Origin of the sequence: Micromonospora sediminimaris, from assembly GCF_016863575.1 — a bacterium.
Taxonomy (GTDB): domain Bacteria; phylum Actinomycetota; class Actinomycetes; order Mycobacteriales; family Micromonosporaceae; genus Micromonospora; species Micromonospora sediminimaris.
The window spans coordinates 156468-173706 of the sequence record NZ_BOPD01000009.1 but is presented as its reverse complement, the minus strand read 5'-3'; the positions used below and the strand labels follow the sequence as shown (position 1 = coordinate 173706).

At 71.9% G+C, this 17239-nt stretch carries 18 protein-coding genes; 9 read left to right on the top strand and 9 right to left on the bottom strand.

Translation table 11 applies throughout. The features are described 5' to 3' along the window. Positions 1-15 precede the first annotated feature (15 nt). Together Vse01_RS07930 and Vse01_RS07925 are read right to left on the bottom strand one after the other, a co-directional pair. Positions 16-603, bottom strand: coding sequence for a ClpP family protease (locus Vse01_RS07930; protein WP_093408401.1), 588 nt, complete (start codon positions 601-603; stop codon positions 16-18). A 181-nt stretch (positions 604-784) separates the two neighbouring features. Beyond that, a complete protein-coding gene (locus tag Vse01_RS07925; RefSeq protein ID WP_093408399.1) occupies positions 785-1489 on the bottom strand; it encodes a helix-turn-helix domain-containing protein in 705 nt (234 codons plus the stop codon). A gap of 159 nt (positions 1490-1648) precedes the next feature. On the opposite strand from Vse01_RS07925, the gene Vse01_RS07920 reads away from it, so the two are divergent. After that, entirely contained in the window at positions 1649-2662 is a 1014-nt protein-coding gene (locus Vse01_RS07920) for a potassium channel family protein (RefSeq protein ID WP_093408396.1), read from the top strand. Positions 2663-2746: 84 nt separating this feature from the next. Here the strand turns inward: Vse01_RS07920 and Vse01_RS07915 are convergent, their stop codons facing one another. From Vse01_RS07915 to Vse01_RS07905, 3 genes are all read right to left on the bottom strand, one after another. Next, on the bottom strand, positions 2747-3784 hold the full coding sequence (locus Vse01_RS07915; protein ID WP_093408394.1) for a 2-oxoacid:ferredoxin oxidoreductase subunit beta: 1038 nt from the start codon (positions 3782-3784) through the stop codon (positions 2747-2749). Continuing rightward, a complete protein-coding gene (locus Vse01_RS07910; RefSeq protein ID WP_093408391.1) occupies positions 3777-5624 on the bottom strand; it encodes a 2-oxoacid:acceptor oxidoreductase subunit alpha in 1848 nt (615 codons plus the stop codon). The genes Vse01_RS07915 and Vse01_RS07910 overlap by 8 nt, the downstream gene beginning before the upstream one ends. A gap of 257 nt (positions 5625-5881) precedes the next feature. Further along, positions 5882-7357 carry a hypothetical protein gene (locus tag Vse01_RS07905; RefSeq protein WP_198413225.1) on the bottom strand — a complete coding sequence of 492 codons (1476 nt, stop codon included), beginning with the start codon at positions 7355-7357 and terminating at the stop codon, positions 5882-5884. A 122-nt stretch (positions 7358-7479) separates the two neighbouring features. Here Vse01_RS07905 and Vse01_RS07900 point away from each other — a divergent pair, with 122 nt between their 5' ends. Next, a complete protein-coding gene (locus Vse01_RS07900; protein WP_093408387.1) occupies positions 7480-7857 on the top strand; it encodes an NADH-quinone oxidoreductase subunit A in 378 nt (125 codons plus the stop codon). Between the two features lie 16 nt (positions 7858-7873). On the opposite strand, the gene folP is transcribed toward Vse01_RS07900, so the two are convergent. After that, entirely contained in the window at positions 7874-8743 is an 870-nt protein-coding gene (gene folP / locus Vse01_RS07895) for a dihydropteroate synthase (RefSeq protein WP_093408385.1), read from the bottom strand. Positions 8744-8874: 131 nt separating this feature from the next. Between folP and Vse01_RS07890 the strand changes: the two genes are divergently transcribed. Genes Vse01_RS07890 through Vse01_RS07875 form a run of 4 tightly spaced genes read left to right on the top strand, consistent with a single transcriptional unit; the run spans position 8875 to position 11319 of the window. Further along, the gene (locus Vse01_RS07890; RefSeq protein ID WP_093408382.1) at positions 8875-9561 is read left to right on the top strand and encodes a DivIVA domain-containing protein; all 687 of its coding nucleotides are present in this window, start codon (positions 8875-8877) and stop codon (positions 9559-9561) included. Continuing rightward, positions 9558-10055 (top strand): SRPBCC family protein, encoded by a 498-nt coding sequence (locus Vse01_RS07885; protein WP_093408380.1) that lies wholly within the window; start codon positions 9558-9560, stop codon positions 10053-10055. The genes Vse01_RS07890 and Vse01_RS07885 overlap by 4 nt, the downstream gene beginning before the upstream one ends. Before the next feature lie 45 nt (positions 10056-10100). Further along, the gene (locus Vse01_RS07880) at positions 10101-10691 is read left to right on the top strand and encodes a DNA-3-methyladenine glycosylase I (RefSeq protein ID WP_093408377.1); all 591 of its coding nucleotides are present in this window, start codon (positions 10101-10103) and stop codon (positions 10689-10691) included. A 4-nt stretch (positions 10692-10695) separates the two neighbouring features. Next, positions 10696-11319 (top strand): hypothetical protein, encoded by a 624-nt coding sequence (locus Vse01_RS07875; protein ID WP_093408375.1) that lies wholly within the window; start codon positions 10696-10698, stop codon positions 11317-11319. 15 nt (positions 11320-11334) lie between these two features. Here Vse01_RS07875 and Vse01_RS07870 read toward each other — a convergent pair whose 3' ends face one another. Together Vse01_RS07870 and Vse01_RS07865 are read right to left on the bottom strand one after the other, a co-directional pair. Continuing rightward, positions 11335-12126, bottom strand: coding sequence for an enoyl-CoA hydratase-related protein (locus tag Vse01_RS07870; protein WP_093408372.1), 792 nt, complete (start codon positions 12124-12126; stop codon positions 11335-11337). After that, the gene (locus Vse01_RS07865; RefSeq protein ID WP_093408370.1) at positions 12123-12947 is read right to left on the bottom strand and encodes a PaaX family transcriptional regulator; all 825 of its coding nucleotides are present in this window, start codon (positions 12945-12947) and stop codon (positions 12123-12125) included. Before Vse01_RS07865 ends, Vse01_RS07870 begins: the two co-directional genes overlap by 4 nt. 190 nt (positions 12948-13137) lie before the next feature. Between Vse01_RS07865 and Vse01_RS07860 the strand changes: the two genes are divergently transcribed. Both Vse01_RS07860 and Vse01_RS07855 read left to right on the top strand, forming a co-directional pair. After that, complete coding sequence (locus Vse01_RS07860) at positions 13138-13305, top strand: DUF3117 domain-containing protein (protein ID WP_013283866.1); 168 nt, start codon at positions 13138-13140, stop codon at positions 13303-13305. Between the two features lie 151 nt (positions 13306-13456). Beyond that, positions 13457-14923 carry a leucyl aminopeptidase family protein gene (locus tag Vse01_RS07855; RefSeq protein WP_093408367.1) on the top strand — a complete coding sequence of 489 codons (1467 nt, stop codon included), beginning with the start codon at positions 13457-13459 and terminating at the stop codon, positions 14921-14923. A gap of 82 nt (positions 14924-15005) precedes the next feature. Here Vse01_RS07855 and Vse01_RS07850 read toward each other — a convergent pair whose 3' ends face one another. Then, positions 15006-15680 (bottom strand): O-methyltransferase, encoded by a 675-nt coding sequence (locus Vse01_RS07850; RefSeq protein WP_232511370.1) that lies wholly within the window; start codon positions 15678-15680, stop codon positions 15006-15008. 185 nt (positions 15681-15865) lie between these two features. Between Vse01_RS07850 and Vse01_RS07845 the strand changes: the two genes are divergently transcribed. Then, complete coding sequence (locus Vse01_RS07845; protein WP_093408365.1) at positions 15866-17185, top strand: S1C family serine protease; 1320 nt, start codon at positions 15866-15868, stop codon at positions 17183-17185. The last annotated feature ends 54 nt before the right edge of the window (positions 17186-17239 follow it).

The window sequence follows — 17239 nt, the reverse complement described above, 5'->3', positions numbered from 1 at the left end:
GGCCTGCGATCGGCATCAGCTCGTGGACAGTTGGGTGGCGGTGTTCACCACCTGGTCGATCAGGCCGTATTCCCGGGCCTCCTCGGCGGTGAACCAGCGGTCCCGGTCCCAGTCCTGCTGGATCTCGGCCAGGGTGCGGCCGCTGTGCTGGGCGATCAACTCCTGCATCGTCCGCTTGACGTGCAGCATGTTCTCCGCCTGGATGGTGATGTCGGAGGCCGTACCACCCATGCCGCCGGAGGGCTGGTGCATCAGGATCCGGGTGTGCGGCAGCGCGTACCGCTTGCCGGCCGTGCCGGCGCAGAGGAGGAACTGGCCCATCGAGCCGGCGAGCCCCATGGCCAGGGTCGCCACATCGTTGCGGACGAAGCGCATGGTGTCGTAGACCGCCATTCCGGCGCTCACCGAGCCGCCGGGCGAGTTGATGTAGAGGGTGATGTCCCGCTCCGGGTCCTCGGCGGCGAGCAGCAGGATCTGGGCGCAGATCCGGTTGGCGATCTCGTCGTTCACCTCGCTGCCGAGGAAGACGATCCGCTCTCGTAGCAGCCGTTCGAACACCTGGTCGCCGAAGGTCCGCTGGCCGTCGTCGAGCATTGTGATCATGGTCAACCTCCACCCGCCGGCGGCGACGTCGAGCGCTCGGGGACCGGCCCCTTCAGCCTGCGGGATGCCGCCGGACTTCAACCAGCCGTTCTGCTCGGGGCAGATCCGCCCACGGCAGAACGACGGCGACCAGCCGCCAGTTCAGGTCATTCCTCGGAGGAGTCAACAATGTCTGGTGGCCTCACCCTCGGTGACTGCCGACGGTGGCCCGCACTGTGGCCCTCCGCCGGGCGGCTCGCCTACGTGCCCTGGGCCGGTGCAGCGGGCCGAGGGACGACCGGGTGGTCGACCTGCGACGGAGCAGCGGACCCCGGGCGACGAGGTGGATCGGACCGACCGGGTCGGCGAAGGCGATGACCCTGATTCCGCTGGCCGACCCGCCGCCGGTCAGCCCACCGCCCTTGAGTTCGCCGCCGGTCGGGCCGGCGGCGCCGATCCGCCCGACCGGGCCGGTCCAGCCCGGATAGGGACCGTTGCCGCCCAGCCCTGCGGTGAGGTCCGCGCCGAAGCCGACGGCGTTGAGTCGGGCGACCGGCTGGGCGGATCCGTCCGTACCGCGGCCAGCGGGCGCGGTCGCCGGGTCGCCGCGCCGGGTGGCCGGGACATTACCGGCCCGGACATGGCCGGCCGGGCCGGTGGCCGGCAGTCGGCGTTCGACCCGCCGAAGCTCGTCGCGAACCTCCTCCAACAGATCCGAGAGGTGCAGGCCGAGCGCCCGGCAGATCGCCGCGAGAACCTCGGAGGACGCCTCCTTGCGCCCGCGCTCTACCTCGGACAGGTACGGCACGGAGACCCCGGCGGCTTGGGCGACCTCCCGCAGCGTGCGGCCCTGGTGCTGGCGCTCGCGGCGCAGTACCGCGCCGATCACCCGTCTCAGCAACGACATACGGGCCTCACTCTCGCCGCTCCTGCGCTGACCGTCCCATCATGCCCGTCCGCCGCCGCGTTCGCCGTACCGGTCCATTGACGCCACCCCGCCGTGCGGTTCCCGGGTCAGCCGCTATGTTGTGGACGTGCAGGCGACCGACGCGGGGCAGGACCCCAGGTGATCCACTTTCCCGCGCAGCGGCGAGGCCCGCTCAGCGCGCTGAGCATCCGGCTGGCCGCCGCCATCGGGCTGGTCCTCGCCGTGGTGGCTGTGGTCTACCTCGAACGGGAGCAGTACCGCGACAACAACGGGGACGGCCTGACGCTGCTGGACTGCTTCTACTATGCGGTGGTCTCGCTGTCGACCACCGGATACGGCGACATCGTGCCGATGACCCAGCAGGCCCGGCTGGTAAACGTCCTGTTCATCACCCCGGCCCGGGTGCTGTTCCTGATCATCCTGGTCGGTACCACCCTCGAGGTCCTGACCGAGCAGTACCGGACCGGCCGTCGCCTGCACCGGTGGGAGAGAAAAGTGAAGGACCACGTCATCATCTGCGGCTACGGCACCAAGGGCCGTAGCGCGATCTCGGCACTGCTGGAGAACGGGCTGGACAAGTCCCGGATCGTGGTGGTGGAACGTGCCGGTCCGGCCTTGCGGCAGGCTACCTCGAACGGGCTGGTCGCCATCGAAGGTTCGGCGACCCGATCCTCCGTGCTCAACCAGGCCCACGTACGGACCGCCAAGGCAGTGATCATTGCAACCGACAGCGACGATGCGTCGGTGCTGGTGGCGCTGACCGTACGTCAGCTCACCGCCGGCCAGGTCCGGATCATCGCCGCGGCCCGGGAGGCGGAGAACGCCCCACTGCTCAAGCAGAGCGGGGCGCACCACGTGATCGTCTCCTCGGCGACCGCCGGCCGGCTGCTGGGTCTGTCGACGTCGGCGCCACCGCTGATCGACGTGGTGGAGGATCTGCTCACCCCGGGTCAGGGCATGGCGCTGGCCATGCGCTCCGCGGAACGCAGCGAGGTCGGCAGGTCGCCCCGGGAACTCGACACCCTGGTCATCGCGCTGGTCCGGCGGGGCAAGGTGGTCACCCTGGCGGACCGGGCAGGCGCGGTCATCGAGACCGGGGACATGCTCGTGCACGTACGCGACGACCGCCCCACCGCCAACACCCTGCCCTGAGCGACGGTCGACTACCACCGGGCCCGAAAACGTCGGCCGGGCCGTCCCGAGGGAACGGCCCGGCCGCGCTGGTCACGGCACGGGTCAGCCGACGATGGTCCAGGTGTCGCCGCTGCCCAACAGCCCGGCCAACTGCTGCTCCGGGCTCTCGGTGACGGTCGCCCGGGCGTCGGCCAACTGCCCCTGCACCACGCTGTCGTACGACGGCCGGCGCACCGAGCGGAACACGCCGATCGGGGTGTTCCGCAGGTCGAAGCCGGGCAGCCGGGACAGCGCGAACGCGTACGCCGGGTCGTCGACCGTGGCGTCGTGTACGACGATCTCCTCCGCCGGGGTCGACGCGGTCTCGCGTACCTCCAGGCCGAACCCGCCGGGCGGGTGTACGACGCAGAACTGCCCGTCCTTGCCGAACGTGATCGGCTGGCCGTGCTCCAGTCGGATCAGGTAGTCGTCGCGGGTGCCCGGCTCCTTGAGCTGCTCGAACGCCCCGTCGTTGAAAATGTTGCAGTTCTGGTAGATCTCCACGAAGGCGGAGCCGGAGTGCTCGGCGGCGGCGCGCAGCACCGACTGGAGGTGCTTACGGTCGGAGTCGATGGTCCGGCCGACGAAGGTCGCCTCCGCGCCGAGCGCCAACGACAGCGGGTTGAACGGCGCATCGGCCGAACCAACCGGCGTCGACTTCGTGATCTTGCCGACCTCAGAGGTGGGTGAGTACTGACCCTTGGTCAGCCCGTAGATCCGGTTGTTGAACAGCAGGATCTTGAGGTTGACGTTGCGGCGCAGCGCGTGGATCAGGTGGTTGCCGCCGATGGAGAGGGCGTCGCCGTCACCGGTCACCACCCATACCGACAGGTCCGGCCGGGAGACCGACAGGCCGGTGGCGATCGCCGGCGCCCGCCCGTGGATCGAGTGCATCCCGTAGGTGTTCATGTAGTACGGGAAGCGCGACGAGCAGCCGATCCCGGAGACGAAGACGGTGTTCTCCCGGGGGATGTTCAACTCCGGCATGAACTGCTGGACGGCGGCGAGGATCGCGTAGTCGCCGCAGCCGGGGCACCAGCGCACCTCCTGGTCGGACTTGAAGTCCTTGGCGGTGAGCTTGAGAGCGACGGGCTCAGACATTCTTCAGGACCTCTTCCAGCATCGTCTCCAGCTCGGCGGCGGTGAACGGCAGGCCGCGGACCTGGTTGTAGCCGATGGCGTCGACCAGGTAGCGACCCCGGATCACGTGCGCGAGCTGGCCGAGGTTCATCTCGGGGATGACCACCCGGTCGTAGGAGCGCAGCACCGCACCAAGGTTGGCCGGCATGGGGGCCAGGTGCCGCAGGTGCGCCTGCGCGACCGGCAGGCCGCGCTGGCGCAGGGCGCGGCAGGCGGCGCCGATCGGGCCGTACGTCGAGCCCCAGCCGAGCACCAGCACCCGGGCGTCGCCGTCCGGGTCCTCGACCTCGACGTCCGGCACCGGGATGGTCTCGATCCGGGCCGCCCGGGTCCGCACCATGTAGTCGTGGTTCGCCGGGTCGTACGAGATGTCGCCGGTCTTGTCGGCCTTCTCCAGCCCGCCGATGCGGTGTTCGAGACCGGGGGTGCCCGGTACGGCCCACGGTCGGGCCAGGGTCTGCGGGTCGCGAAGGTACGGCAGGAAGGTCGTGCCGTCCTCGCTGTTGGGCGCGGTGGCGAACTCGACCCGCAGGTCCGGCAGGGAGTCGACCTCGGGCAGCAGCCACGGCTCGGAACCGTTGGCGACGTAGTTGTCCGACAGCAGGATGACCGGGGTGCGGTAGGTCAGCGCGATCCGCGCCGCCTCCAGCGCGGCGTGGAAGCAGTCGGACGGGGACTTCGGCGCGATCACCGCCACCGGCGCCTCGCCGTGCCGGCCGAAGAGCGCCATGTTCAGGTCGGCCTGCTCGGTCTTGGTCGGCATGCCCGTCGACGGGCCGGCCCGTTGCACATCCACGATCACCAGCGGCAGCTCCAGCGCCACCGCGAGGGAGATGGTCTCGCCCTTGAGCGCCACGCCGGGGCCACTGGTGGTGGTCACGCCGAGCGCGCCGCCGTACGAGGCCCCGAGCGCCGCGCCGATCGCGGCGATCTCGTCCTCGGCCTGCATGGTGGTGACGCCGAACCGCTTGTGCTTGCTCAGCTCGTGCAGGATGTCCGAGGCCGGCGTGATCGGGTACGCGCCGAGGAAGACCGGCAGGCCGGAGCGGACACCCGCGGCGACGATGCCGAGCGACAGCGCGGCGTTGCCGGTGATGTTGCGGTAGGTCCCCGGCGGCATCTTGGCCGGCTTGACCTCGTAGCGGACGGCGAAGTCCTCCGTGGTCTCGCCGAAGTTCCAGCCGGCCTTGAAGGCGGCCACGTTCGCCGCGACCAGCTCGGGCCGCTTGGCGAACTTGCGCTCCAGGAACCGCAGGGTCGACTCGTACGGCCGGGAGTACATCCAGCTGAGCAGGCCGAGGGCGAACATGTTCTTGGCCCGCTCGGCGTCCTTCTTGGACACGTCCAGCTCGGTCAGCGCGCCGATCGTCATCGAGGTCAGCGCGACCGGATGCACCGCGTACCCGGCGAGAGTGTCGTCGTCGAGCGGGCTGCTCGCGTAGCCGACCTTGGCCAGGTTGCGCCGGGTGAACTCGTCGGTGTTGACGATGATGTCGGCGCCCCGGGGCAGGTCGGCGAGATTCGCCTTGAGCGCCGCCGGGTTCATCGCGACCAGGACGTTCGGCGCGTCACCCGGGGTGAGGATGTCGTAGTCGGCGAAGTGCACCTGGAAGCTCGACACCCCCGGCAGGGTCCCGGCGGGAGCCCGGATCTCGGCGGGGAAGTTGGGCAGCGTGGAGATGTCGTTGCCCAGCTGCGCCGTTTCCGAGGTGAACCGGTCGCCGGTCAGCTGCATGCCGTCGCCGGAGTCGCCGGCGAACCGGATGACCACCCGTTCGAGCTGGCGGATCTGCTTGCTCACGGCCGCACCTCGCTTCGTAGCGCGCCGTGGCGCGGCCGGCTGAACTGGATGGTGACCTCGCCTTGCCCGGCCACGAGACCTCCTTGACGCGCCGCTGTACCGGCCGTCCGTCACCGTCCGGCCCGCCTGTCCTTCCCTCACCGAGAGCCTACGTCGGATCGAGGGCGCGCCCTGCCCGGAGGTCCGCCGACTGGGATCGAAAACTGAGGGTTTATGTGATAACTTGCGGTGTTTCGCCGTGGCCGCCGTAATCCATATCACCGCACGTCCCAGCCGGGTCGGTCCTGCGTCCGGGCCGGCCGTCGGGCCCGGAACCAAATTCCGCTGTCCGATTCCGGCACGCCCCCCAGGGGCTGGTTCGCCTCGATCCCGAGCGTCGCGGCGGTGGTCTCCGCGCCGCCAGTCCGCGACGCGCTGATCCGGCGCCGCAACCGCGCCGTGGCCAGCCCGACGGCGATGACCGCCAGCAGCGCCGACACCGTGACCAGCAGCATCGCCGTGCGTTGTCTCGACAACGACCCCCCGGTGTCACCCGGTGCCGCCCCGGCCGGGGGCAGGCTCGGCGACGTCGCTGGCGGCGGCACCACCGCGAGCTGCTCAGGTGACGCCGCGGTGATCCGGAAGCTGAGCTGCATCCGCCGGTCGGCACCGTTGCGCGGGTTGAGCCGGCCGATCACCGCTCCGGACAGCGGTGCGCTGCGCAGCGCCTGCGGCGTCGCCGTCACCGGCAACCTGACCTCCTCCGTACGCCCCGACCGGACGGTGCCGAGCTCGCAACGGGTACGCGTTGCCGCCGCGGCGACGCAGCCGGCAGGTGGCGTCGTCACCGTGACCCCGGCGGGCAGCAGCACGTCGACCCAGCCGCTGGCGTCGGCCCGACCGGTGTTGCCGAGCCGGACGAGGAATCCTTCGCTGGCACCGTCGACGTCGAAGGTGACCTCACCGGCCGACATGGTGATCCCAGGCGCCGGTGGGCCGGGCGGAAACAGCACGGCGAAGCCCTCGTCGTCACTCGCGGTGCCGGCCGCGCCGGTGGCCGTCACCCGTACCGAGCCGGCCAGCGGCATGTTGCGCCAGGCGTCGCCGTCGACCCGGATCCGCAGGCGGGTGCTGAACTGCGCGCCGGGTGCCGTGGTCCACTGCCCGCAGCGGTACTCCCGGTTCCCGTCGGCGGCGCAGCCGTCCGTGCCGGCGTCGGTGAGTCCGGCCGGCAGGGTGTAGGCGAGGCGGACGCCGGCGTTCGCGCTGCCGGTGTTGGTGACTGTCACGTTCAGGGTGGCCACCGTGCTGGCCGCATTCCAGTAGCCGGCCGGCAGGGTGACGTCGCCGGTGGTGACCTTCACGCCGGCCGACACGGGCGGTGCGACGGTGGGCGCGGGCGGCCGGGACGGCGGGGAGTACGTGGGCTGGGGCGGTGCCACGGTCGCGGCCGGCGGACCGCTGCTCGGGGCCGGTCCGCCGGTGGTGGCACCCGGTGTGGGTGTCGTCGACGGCGCGGCGGGCGTACTCGTCTCGACCGGCGGCTCGACCGTCGGTGGCGGCGACGTCGGCTCGGGCTCGCCGGTCGGCTCGGCCGGTGGACTGTACGGCCCCGGCTCGGTTGCCCGACTCGGCAACGCCACGGCCGCCAGCGCACCCGGCGCCGCGCCGGCTCCGACGCCCAGCAGCAGGCCGAGGGCACAGGCGGACGCGAGCCTACGACGCCACACGCGTCGTCCGGGCAGCCGTCCCATTGATCCTCCGGTGCTGGTGGTGGTCCCATGGTGGTCGGAAGTTGCCCTGGGACACTAGTCCCAGATGAAAAGAAGTTCGCGACGCGGCCGTGGTCTCCCGACGGGCGGTAGGCTGACCGACCGTGACCGGTTACCTGGGCTCGTACGCGACGCTCGGGCTGTTGCTGCTCGCTGGCGTGCTCTTCCTCGTCGTCGCGTTCACCGCCAACCGGGTGCTGCGCCCCGCCCGCCCGGCAGATCCGCCCGGCAAGCGGGCCAGCTACGAGTGCGGGCTCGACCCGGTGGGCGGCGACTGGGCGCAGATGCAGATCCGCTACTACGTCTACGCGTACCTCTACGTGCTGTTCGCTGTCGAGGCGGTGTTCCTCTTCCCCTGGGCGGTGGTCTTCGACCGGCCCGGGTTCGGCATGGTCACGGTGGTGGAGATGGCGATTTTCGTGGGCGTCCTCGCGCTCGGCCTGCTCTACGCCTGGCGGCGCAACATCCTCCGCTGGACCTGACCCCTGGGTGGGCCGCTCAGGCGAGGCCGCGGCGGCTGAGCGTGGGTGGCCGATCGCCTCGAACGGCCGCGACCATGTCCAACACCCGGCGGGTCGGCCGGACCTGATGGGCGCGGAAGACCCGGGCGCCCAACCATGCGGAGACCGCCGTCGCGGCGAGCGTTCCCTCCAGCCGCTCCGTGACCGGCAGGTCCAGCGTCTCGCCGATGAAGTCCTTGTTCGACAGGGCCACGAGCACCGGCCAATCGGTCGCGGTCAGCTCACTCAACCGCCGGGTGATCTCCAGGGAGTGGCGGGTGTTCTTGCCGAAGTCGTGCGCCGGGTCGATGAGGAGCCCGTCGGGGCGTACGCCCAGGGAGACCGCACGCTCGGCGAGGCCGGTCACCGTGGCGACCACATCCGCCACCACGTCGTCGAAGGCCGCGCGGTGCGGCCGGGTGCGTGGGCTGAGTCCGCCCGCATGTGAGCAGACCAGCCCGACCCCGGTCCGCGCAGCCACCCGGGCCAGCGCCGGATCCGCCCCCGACCAGGTGTCGTTGAGCAGGTCCGCGCCGGCCGCCACGGCCTCCACCGCGACCTCGGCCCGCCAGGTGTCGATCGAGATGACGACCTCCGGGAAGGCGGCCCGTACGGCGGCAATGGTGCCCACCGTCCGACGGATCTCCTCGGCGACATCCACCTCGGTACCCGGCCCGGCCTTCACCCCGCCGATGTCGACGATGTCTGCGCCCTCGCCCACCGCCTTTTCCACCGCCCGCAGCGCGCTGTCGGCCTGGAAGGTCGAGCCCCGGTCGAAGAACGAGTCCGGGGTGCGGTTGACGATCGCCATCACCACCAGGTCTTCGGGACCGAACCGCCGAGCCCCGAGCCGCAGCACCCCGGCCACGCCACCTCCCACATCGCCACCCGCCACCGACGATCACGCCGCCGCTGCACTGACGCTATCCGGTTGCCGGTTCGCGGTACGCCGCGCCGGGTGGGGTCGCCCCGATCCTCTCGGCGTGCCACGATCAGTGCATGGGTCAGCTTCTGCTCCTGCTGGTCGTGGCGGTCACCGTCGCGGCGGTCGTGTTCGGCGTGACGGTGCTGGTCACCGGTCGGGATCCCGGCCTGGCCCCGGTCGAGGCGGACGGGCGGGCCGTGCCGCTGCCCGGCGACCGTCCGCTACGCGAGTCGGACGTCGGCGAGGTGCGCTTCGACACCGCGTTGCGTGGGTACCGGATGACCCAGGTTGATCAGGCGATGCGCCGGGCGGCGTACGACATCGGCTACAAGGCCGAGCTGATCGGAGTGCTGGAGGCGGAGGTGGCGGCGTTGCGGGACGGACGGATCGACGACGCCGACGCGCTCCGCCAGGCCCGCGAGCAGTCGGCGGCCAAGCCGATCGAGGCGCAGGACCCTCAGACGGTCGAAGGATCGACGATCGAGCTTTCGGTGACGCCAACGGTGGTCGAGACCGGCGACCGGCCGGGCCCGGGTCCGAAGACCACCACGGAGTCAACGGCGGCACCGCAGGCGGCGGCGGGAGCGCCGACCGACCCGACGGCGCGGGTCGACGGCGATGTCCGGGCGGCCGGTGAGCAGCCGGTGCCGGCCGACGACGCTGCGGCACCCGCCACCGCCGACTCCGGTGACGAGCCGGCCGCCAGTGGGGCGCCGGGATCCGGGCCGCACAGTTCGGTGGTCCGGTCGGAGTCGGCGTGAGCAGATCGGACGGCGCTGACGATCTTCGCGAGGCGGCCCAACCTGGTGCCGGTGAGGTCACCGCCACGGTGATCGTCAACGCGCCGGCCGAGAAGGTCTTCGCCGCCCTGCTGGCCTGGGAACGGCAGTCCGAGTGGATCCCGTTCACCACCGTCCGGGTGGTGGAGGGCGACGGTGGTGAGGGGAGCCTGGTCGAGGCGGTCACCTCGCTCGGCCCGGCGGTGCTGCGGGACAAGATGCGGGTGGTCCGGGTGGACGCGCCGTACGAGATCGGCGTGGTGCACTGCGGCACGCTGCTGCGCGGCCCCGGGGTGCTGCGGTGCACCCCGCTGGAGAGCGGGCGCAGTCAGGTGGTCTGGCACGAGTGGTTCCACCTGCCGGGCGGGCCGGCCGGGCGGGTGGCCTGGCCGGTGCTCTGGCCCGGCTCCAAGTTCAGCCTCACCCAGGCGCTGCGACGCTTCGCCCGTCAGGTCGAGCAGGGCCGCCTGCCCTGACCGGTGCGCGGCCGGCTGTCGGACACCGGGCCTAGCCTTGATGCCGTGACTGAACTGGTGATCGGCGCCGACGGACTGGCCCGGTGCGGGTGGGGTGCCAGCACTCCCGACTACGCGGTCTACCACGACACCGAGTGGGGCCGCCCGCTGCACGGTGACGACGCCCTCTACGAGCGGATGACGCTTGAGGCGTTCCAGTCGGGTCTGTCCTGGCTGACCATCCTGCGCAAGCGGCCGGCCTTCCGGGCGGCCTTCGCCGGGTTCCGGATCGACACGGTGGCCGGTTACGGCGAGGCCGACGTGGCCAGACTGCTCGCCGACGCCGGCATCGTCCGTAACCGGGCCAAGATCGAAGCTGCGATCGCGAACGCGCGCGCCGCACAGGACCTTCCGGACGGGCTGTCCGCGCTGCTCTGGTCCTTCGCCCCGCCACCCGGTCGGGCCCGACCGGGCTCCGCCGCGGCCGTGCCCGCGCTGACTGACGCCTCCACGGCCATGGCCAAGGCGCTCAAGAAGCGTGGCTTCCGGTTCGTCGGCCCGACGACGGCGTACGCGCTGATGCAGGCCACCGGGATGGTCGACGACCATCTGACGGGCTGCCACGTCGTGACATCCGCGACGGGCGTGATGGGATGAGGGCATGACGACCGACACCGCACACCGGGTGAACGGGGCGAGCCAGGCGGACGGCACGGGCACCTGGGCCGTGCTCCTGCCCGCCGGACGGTACGACGCCGAACGGCTCGTCCACCACGACACGCTTGAGTTGACCGGGCTGGACGGCACCAGCCTGCCCCGCCCCGGTGACCAGGTCGCGGTGCTGGCCGACGAGCCACCGCGGCTGGTGGCGGTGGGCCGGGTCGCCGGCCCGGCCGCCCGACGTCCGGAGGACCCGGACGACCCGCAGTCCGACCGAGCACCCGACACGCTTGTGGTCGCGTACACCCGGCGGGCCTTCGACGAGCCGGTGGCGGCCGACGCGCTGGTCCTCGGCGGGCCGGTCACGGCCCTCGACGCGGCGACGTTCCGCGAACTGGTCGACCGGCTCGGCCCGGCGCCGCAGCGCCGCACCTGGCTGGTCAGCCTGGATCTGCCGATCGAGGCCGACTCGCCGGCCGAGGCGGTCCGGCTGTTCTGGGCGTACGTGCAGGAGCTCGGCCCCCGGGAGCTGCCCGCCTTCGTCTCACCCTCCGGCGACGAACTGGCCATGCAGGCGTTCGTGCTCGGCGCGGAGGCGAACCAGGATCCGGAAGAGGACGACTGACCGACCGGCGGCGGGTCAACGGCCCTCAAAGACCGGCTTCTGCTTGCCGACGAAGGCCATGGTGGCGGTCCGGTGGTCCGTGGTCGCGCCGCAGATGGCCTGTGCCTGCGCCTCGGCGGCCAGCGCGTCGGCCAGGGTGCCGGCGTCGGCGACGGAGAGCTGACGCTTGATCGCCCCGTAGGCCACCGTCGGTCCGGCGGCGAGCCGAGCGGCCAGTTCCTGCGCGGTGGGCAGCACCTGCTCGTCGTCGTCCGTCATCCGGTTGAGCAGCCCCAGCCGGCAGGCCTCCTCGGCGCGTACCGGCTCGGCCAGCATCAGCAGCTCGACGGCCTTGGCGTGGCCGACGAGCCGGGGCAGCGTCCACGAGGCGCCGGTGTCGGCGGCCAGCCCGACCTTGGCGAACGCCATCAGGAAGCTGGTGGACGGGCCCCCGATGCGGATGTCGGCCAGGAAGGCCAGCGAGGCACCCGCCCCGGCGGCCATGCCTCGGACGGCGGCCACCACCGGCTTCGGCAGGCTCGCCAGCCGGGCGGCGATCGGGTTGTAGTGCGCCTGGACGGTGTCCAACGGGTTGCCGTCACCCGCCTGGAGGGTCTCGACGTGCTCGCGCAGATCCTGGCCGGCGCAGAACGACCCACCCGCCCCGGCCAGCACCACCGCCCGGCAGCCACGGTCGGACTCCAGTTCGGCCAGGGTGTCCCGCAGCGCCTCCTTGAGCGCCACGTCGAGCGAGTTCATCGCCGTCGGGCGGTTCAGGGTGAGGGTGACGACGGCGTCGGTGCGGTCGACGAGCAGCGGCTCGGTCACGTCTGGCGACCCTTCTGTCGGGCGATCCGGTGTCCACCGTCGAGACAGAGCTCGACGTACCGGTCGGCGGCCGGCCGGAGCCGGGCCGCGTGGCGGTCGAAGAAGCTGGCTGCGGCGATACCGGGCCAGCGTTCGGGCAGCAGCGCCGGGGGCAGCTGCGGATCCCGGAACAGGAACGTACGCCATGCGTGCACCAGCCGGAACCGGGCCGCGTACGCCTCCTCGTCGCCACTGCGGGCCGTGACGCCGGTCAGCAACGTCCGCTGCTCGGCGACGAACTCCTCGTACGCCCGGCCGATCTCGGCCAGGTCCCAGGCCCGGCGGACCAGGCCCATCGCGCCCGGCGTGCCGGCGGCGTGCGCGGCGCTGAACCGCTCGAAGCGTACGCCCGCCTCGCTGAGCAACAGGTCGACGTCTTCTGCCGGACGGGTGGCCACCCAGGTCTGTTCGTCCAGGGTGCCGTAGCCGAGGTACCGGAGGTTGGCGGCGAGTCGCTGGCGGTCCCGGCGTGCGCTCGGCGCGTCCAGCACCAGTAGGTCGAAACGCCCGTCCCAGCTGACCCGACCGGTGCGGTAGATCCGGGAGGCGGCCTCGTCCAGTCGGCGGGCCGCCTTCGGTGTGATCGAATATCCGGGACCGGACGCCAGTCTGATCGGTTCGAGCCAGCCCTGGCGCACCATTCGGGAGACCGCCGTCCGTACGGCGGGGGGCGCGATCCCGAGCGGTGCCAGTAGCTTGACCAGCGCGGCAACGGGTGCGCGACCACCCCGCGGCCGGAGGTGGTCGCCGTACAGGTCGAAGAGTGCCGACCGTGCCTGCATGACCGCACATTGTGACAGGCCATCTAGGGATAAGCTAGATGCTGTTACATCAATGCTGCTTCGGTTTGGGTCCGGCGGTGTTCATCAGGGAAAATCGTCGGTCGACACCCACGTGCAAGTTGCGGGTGGTCATGGCGAAGTGGCTGTGGGGCAACCCACCGACCCTGGTGTAGGTCTGAGGGGAGACAACATGGCGGCGATGAAGCCGCGGACGGGCGACGGTCCGCTGGAAGTCACCAAGGAGGGCCGGGGCATCGTCATGCGGGTCCCGCTGGAGGGCGGTGGCCGGCTCGTCGTCGAGATGACTCCCGACGAGGCGACTGCTCTCGGTGACGCGCTGAAGGCGGCCGCCGGCTGATTGAGGCCGGTGCGTCGGCGACGCTCGCCGCCGCGGACAGTTCGTCTGGTTCCTGGCTCTGAGCCACCGGTCCCACCGGTGGCTCAGAGCCGTCACACCCTCGCGCGGGCCAAGTCCACCGCGCGTCCGTCTCCAGGAGGTACGGCTCCGCGTGCTCGCCATCCGTCTGACCGCCGAGCCGGACCGGCTCGACACCCTGGTCCTGCCCGTACGACCCGGAGCCACCGACGACGCACAGGCCGAGCCGATGCCGACCGGAGTGGCCCCACCCGACGGCATCGCCGACGAGGTGGCCGCGCTGATCCCGGTGGCGCGCTTCCACGGCCGCGCTGGTGAGGTGCACACGCAGCTGCGACCCGGAGGTGCTCCCCGCCGACTGCTGCTGCTCGGGATCGGTGCGGCGGACGAGGCGGCCTGGCGGGCCGGCGGTGCGGCGCTGGCGCGCACGGCCAAAGATGAGACTCATGTCACACTCGCACTCCCGGCCGGGGTGGCACCCGAGGCGGTGCGCGGGCTTGTCGAAGGGCTGCTGCTGGGGTCGTACCGGTTCCGGCTTGGTGCGGACCCCGACGCCCCCTCGCTGACCGACGTCGACCTGGCGGTCGCCGACCCCGAGGCGTACGAGCAGGCCGTCACCGTGGCGCGGACCACCGCCCGAATGACCCGACTGGCCCGGGACCTCACCAACATGCCCTCCTCGGTGAAGAACCCGCAGTGGTTCGCCGAACAGGTCGCCGAGGCCGTGACCGACCTGCCCGGGCTCACGCTGCGGGTCCGCGAGCCGGAGCAGTTGGCCGCGGAGGGCTTCGGCGGCATCCTCGCCGTCGGCGGCGGATCGGCCAGCGGCCCACGCCTGGTCGAGCTGGACTGGCATCCCTCCGAAGCCCGCACCCACGTGGTCCTGGTGGGCAAGGGCATCACCTTCGACACCGGCGGTATCTCGATCAAGCCCGTGCCGGCGATGAAGCTGATGCGCAAGGACATGGCCGGTGCCGCCGCCGTCGTTGCGGCCACCCTCGGCGTCGCTGCGCTGGGCCTGCCGGTCCGGGTGACCACACTCGCTCCATTGGCCGAGAACATGGTCAGCGGGGCCGCGTTCCGGCCCGGCGACGTCATCCGGCACTACGGCGGGTTGACCAGCGAGACGACGAACTCCGACGCCGAGGGCCGGCTGGTCCTCGCCGACGCGCTGGCGTACGCCGTGCAGGAACTCCAGCCCGACCTGCTTGTCGATCTGGCCACCCTGACCGGTGCCAACTCGGTGGCGTTGGGCACCCGTACCGGCGCCCTCTACAGCGACAACGATCAGCTCGCCGAGGAACTGCTGGCGGCGATCAGCTCGGCCGGCGAGTCAGCCTGGCGGATGCCGCTGCCAAACGACTACGTCGAGCACCTCGGCAGCGACCTGGCCGACCTGCACAGCGCGCCGACCCAGGGCGCCAGTTCCGTGCTGGCCGCCCTCTACCTGCGGGAGTTCACCGGCGACCTGCGTGACCGTTGGCTGCACATCGACATGTCCGCACCCTCCTGGTGCGAACGCGCCGACGCGGAGTTGACCAGGGGCGCGACCGGCTGGGGCGTACGCGGGCTGCTGCGCTGGTTGGCGGCGCTGGACTGACTGTGGGCATGGCGGGGTCGGCCGCCTCGCTGTCGGTCGCTCGGTGCGGCTGCCGGCCCGCCAGGCGGCCGGCCGCGTCGGTTCAGCAGCGCACCGCAGCCAACAGCCCATGGCCGACCGGCAGCAGCGCCGGAATCCAGTGCTCCGACTCGCGGATGGCCTTCACCGTCTCGCGAACGGTGACCGTCTCCTGGTCGCGGGCGGCGGGATCGCCGATCCGACCGTCGGCCAGCGCACCGTTGAGCACCAGGACTCCGCCCGGCCGCAGCAGCCGGAGCGCGGCGTCCACGCAGGCGGGGAAGGCGGTCACCTCGGCGTCGACGAAGACCAGGTCGTACGCGCCGTCGGCGAGCCGAGGCAAAACGTCCAGCGCCCGGCCGGTGATGATCCGGGTCCGGCCGGCGACGAAGCCGGCTTCGGCGAAGATGCGTCGGGCGATCCGCTGATGCTCCACCTCGACGTCGATGGTGGTGAGCACCCCGTCGGCCCGCATGCCGCGCAGCAGCCAGACGCCGCTGACGCCGGTGCCGGTGCCGATCTCGACCACCGCGCGGGCGTTGCCGGCGGCGGCGAGCAGGCGCAACGCGGCACCCGCGCCCGCGGTGACCGCGTTCAGGCCGACCTCGCGGGCGAGGCTGCGTGCGGTCCGTAGGACGAGGTCCTCGGTGACGTACGACTCGGCGAACTGCAGGGCCGGGTTCGTCGAACTGCCGGAACCGGCGACCGTGGCGATGGGGCACCTCCGGGCGACGAGCATGATGCGCAGGGCGGATGGGCACTGTGACTCTAAAGGCGGCCCGTCCTGAGCGCAGCGGGGCATCCACCCGCGGTGACAACCGCTGACCCCACGCGGCGCATCCGTGCAATCCTGGAAGCGGTATCCCGTGGCCCGCGCCGGATCGCGGACGCGTGGATGCCGGGGACGGGAGTGGGAGGCACCGAGTGACCGACGGCTGGGACTGGCGCCAGCCCGGCGTGGGCGGAGCACCGGCCGGGCAGCCGGCGGCCGGACATCCGCCGGCCGGTGGGCCGGCGACACCGCAGGACGGCGGCAACGCCGCGTCGCCGTGGTGGTCCGACGCGCTCACCGATCCGTGGCGGGATCCGCACGCTCCGGCGGCGGTGGTGCTGCCCGCTGCCCCGGAAGCCGGCAGCGAGCCGGAGCCGGTCGTCGACCCGGACGCGGTCGGCCGGCCGAGACTTCAGCAGCTCCTGCTCATTCCGCTGGTGACCGCCCTGTTGGCCGGCGCGCTCGGTGGTGCGCTCGGCTACGCGTTCGCGATCCGTAACGGCGCCGGTGGGGCGGTCCTGGGGGCGGTCCCCGGTGCGGCGCCCACGCTCGCCCAACGTCCGCCGGAGTCGCTGGCCGGCGTCGCCGAGCGGGTACTGCCCAGCGTGGTCACCGTCCGGGTCGCCGGTCTGGGTGGGACCAGCGAGGGCTCGGGCTTCATCGCCAGCGCCGACGGGCATGTGATCACGAACGATCACGTGGTGGCCGGCGGCACCGGCAAGGCGTCGGTCATCTTCAACGACGGCAGCTCGGCCTCCGCGACAGTGGTGGGCCAGGACGCGGAGTCCGACATCGCCGTGATCAAGGTCTCCCGCACCGGGCTGCGTCCGGTCGAGTTCGGCGACTCCGACGCCCTGGCCGTCGGTGACCCGGTGCTGGCGATGGGTTCGCCGCTGTCGCTTGCGAACACGGTCACCGCAGGCATCGTCAGCGCCCTGGACCGGACGATGCACGCCGGTGAGCCGGGCGGCCCGACGCGCTACTACGCCGCGATCCAGACCGACGCCGCGGTCAACCACGGAAACTCGGGCGGCCCGCTTGTCGACGCGGCGGGGCGGGTCATCGGCGTCAACTCCACGATCAAGTCTCTGGTCGCCGAGGGGCAGGAGGCCGGCAACATCGGCCTTGCCTTCGCCATCCCGATCAATCAGGCGAAACGGATCACCCAGGACATCATCGGCACCGGAAAGGCCCGGCGTACGGTGATCGGCGCCCAGGTCGGCGGGCCGGGCTCGGGCACCAACGGCACCGGCGTACGCCTCGCGACGGTCGAGCCGTCCGGACCGGCCGCTGGTGCCGGACTGCGCGCCGGTGACGTGATCCTGAAGCTCAACGGTCGCCCGATGACCGAGCCGACCGATCTCATCGCTCTGGTCCGTAAGTACGCGCCCGGATCGGTGGTGACGGTCGAGTACCGCCGGGGCTCGACCCGGCAGAACGCCTCGGTCACCCTCGCCGCGGACGCGAAGTGACCTCTCACCCCCTTCTGGCAGCGGCACCGACGTGCGTACTCTGGCTGCGGTAGC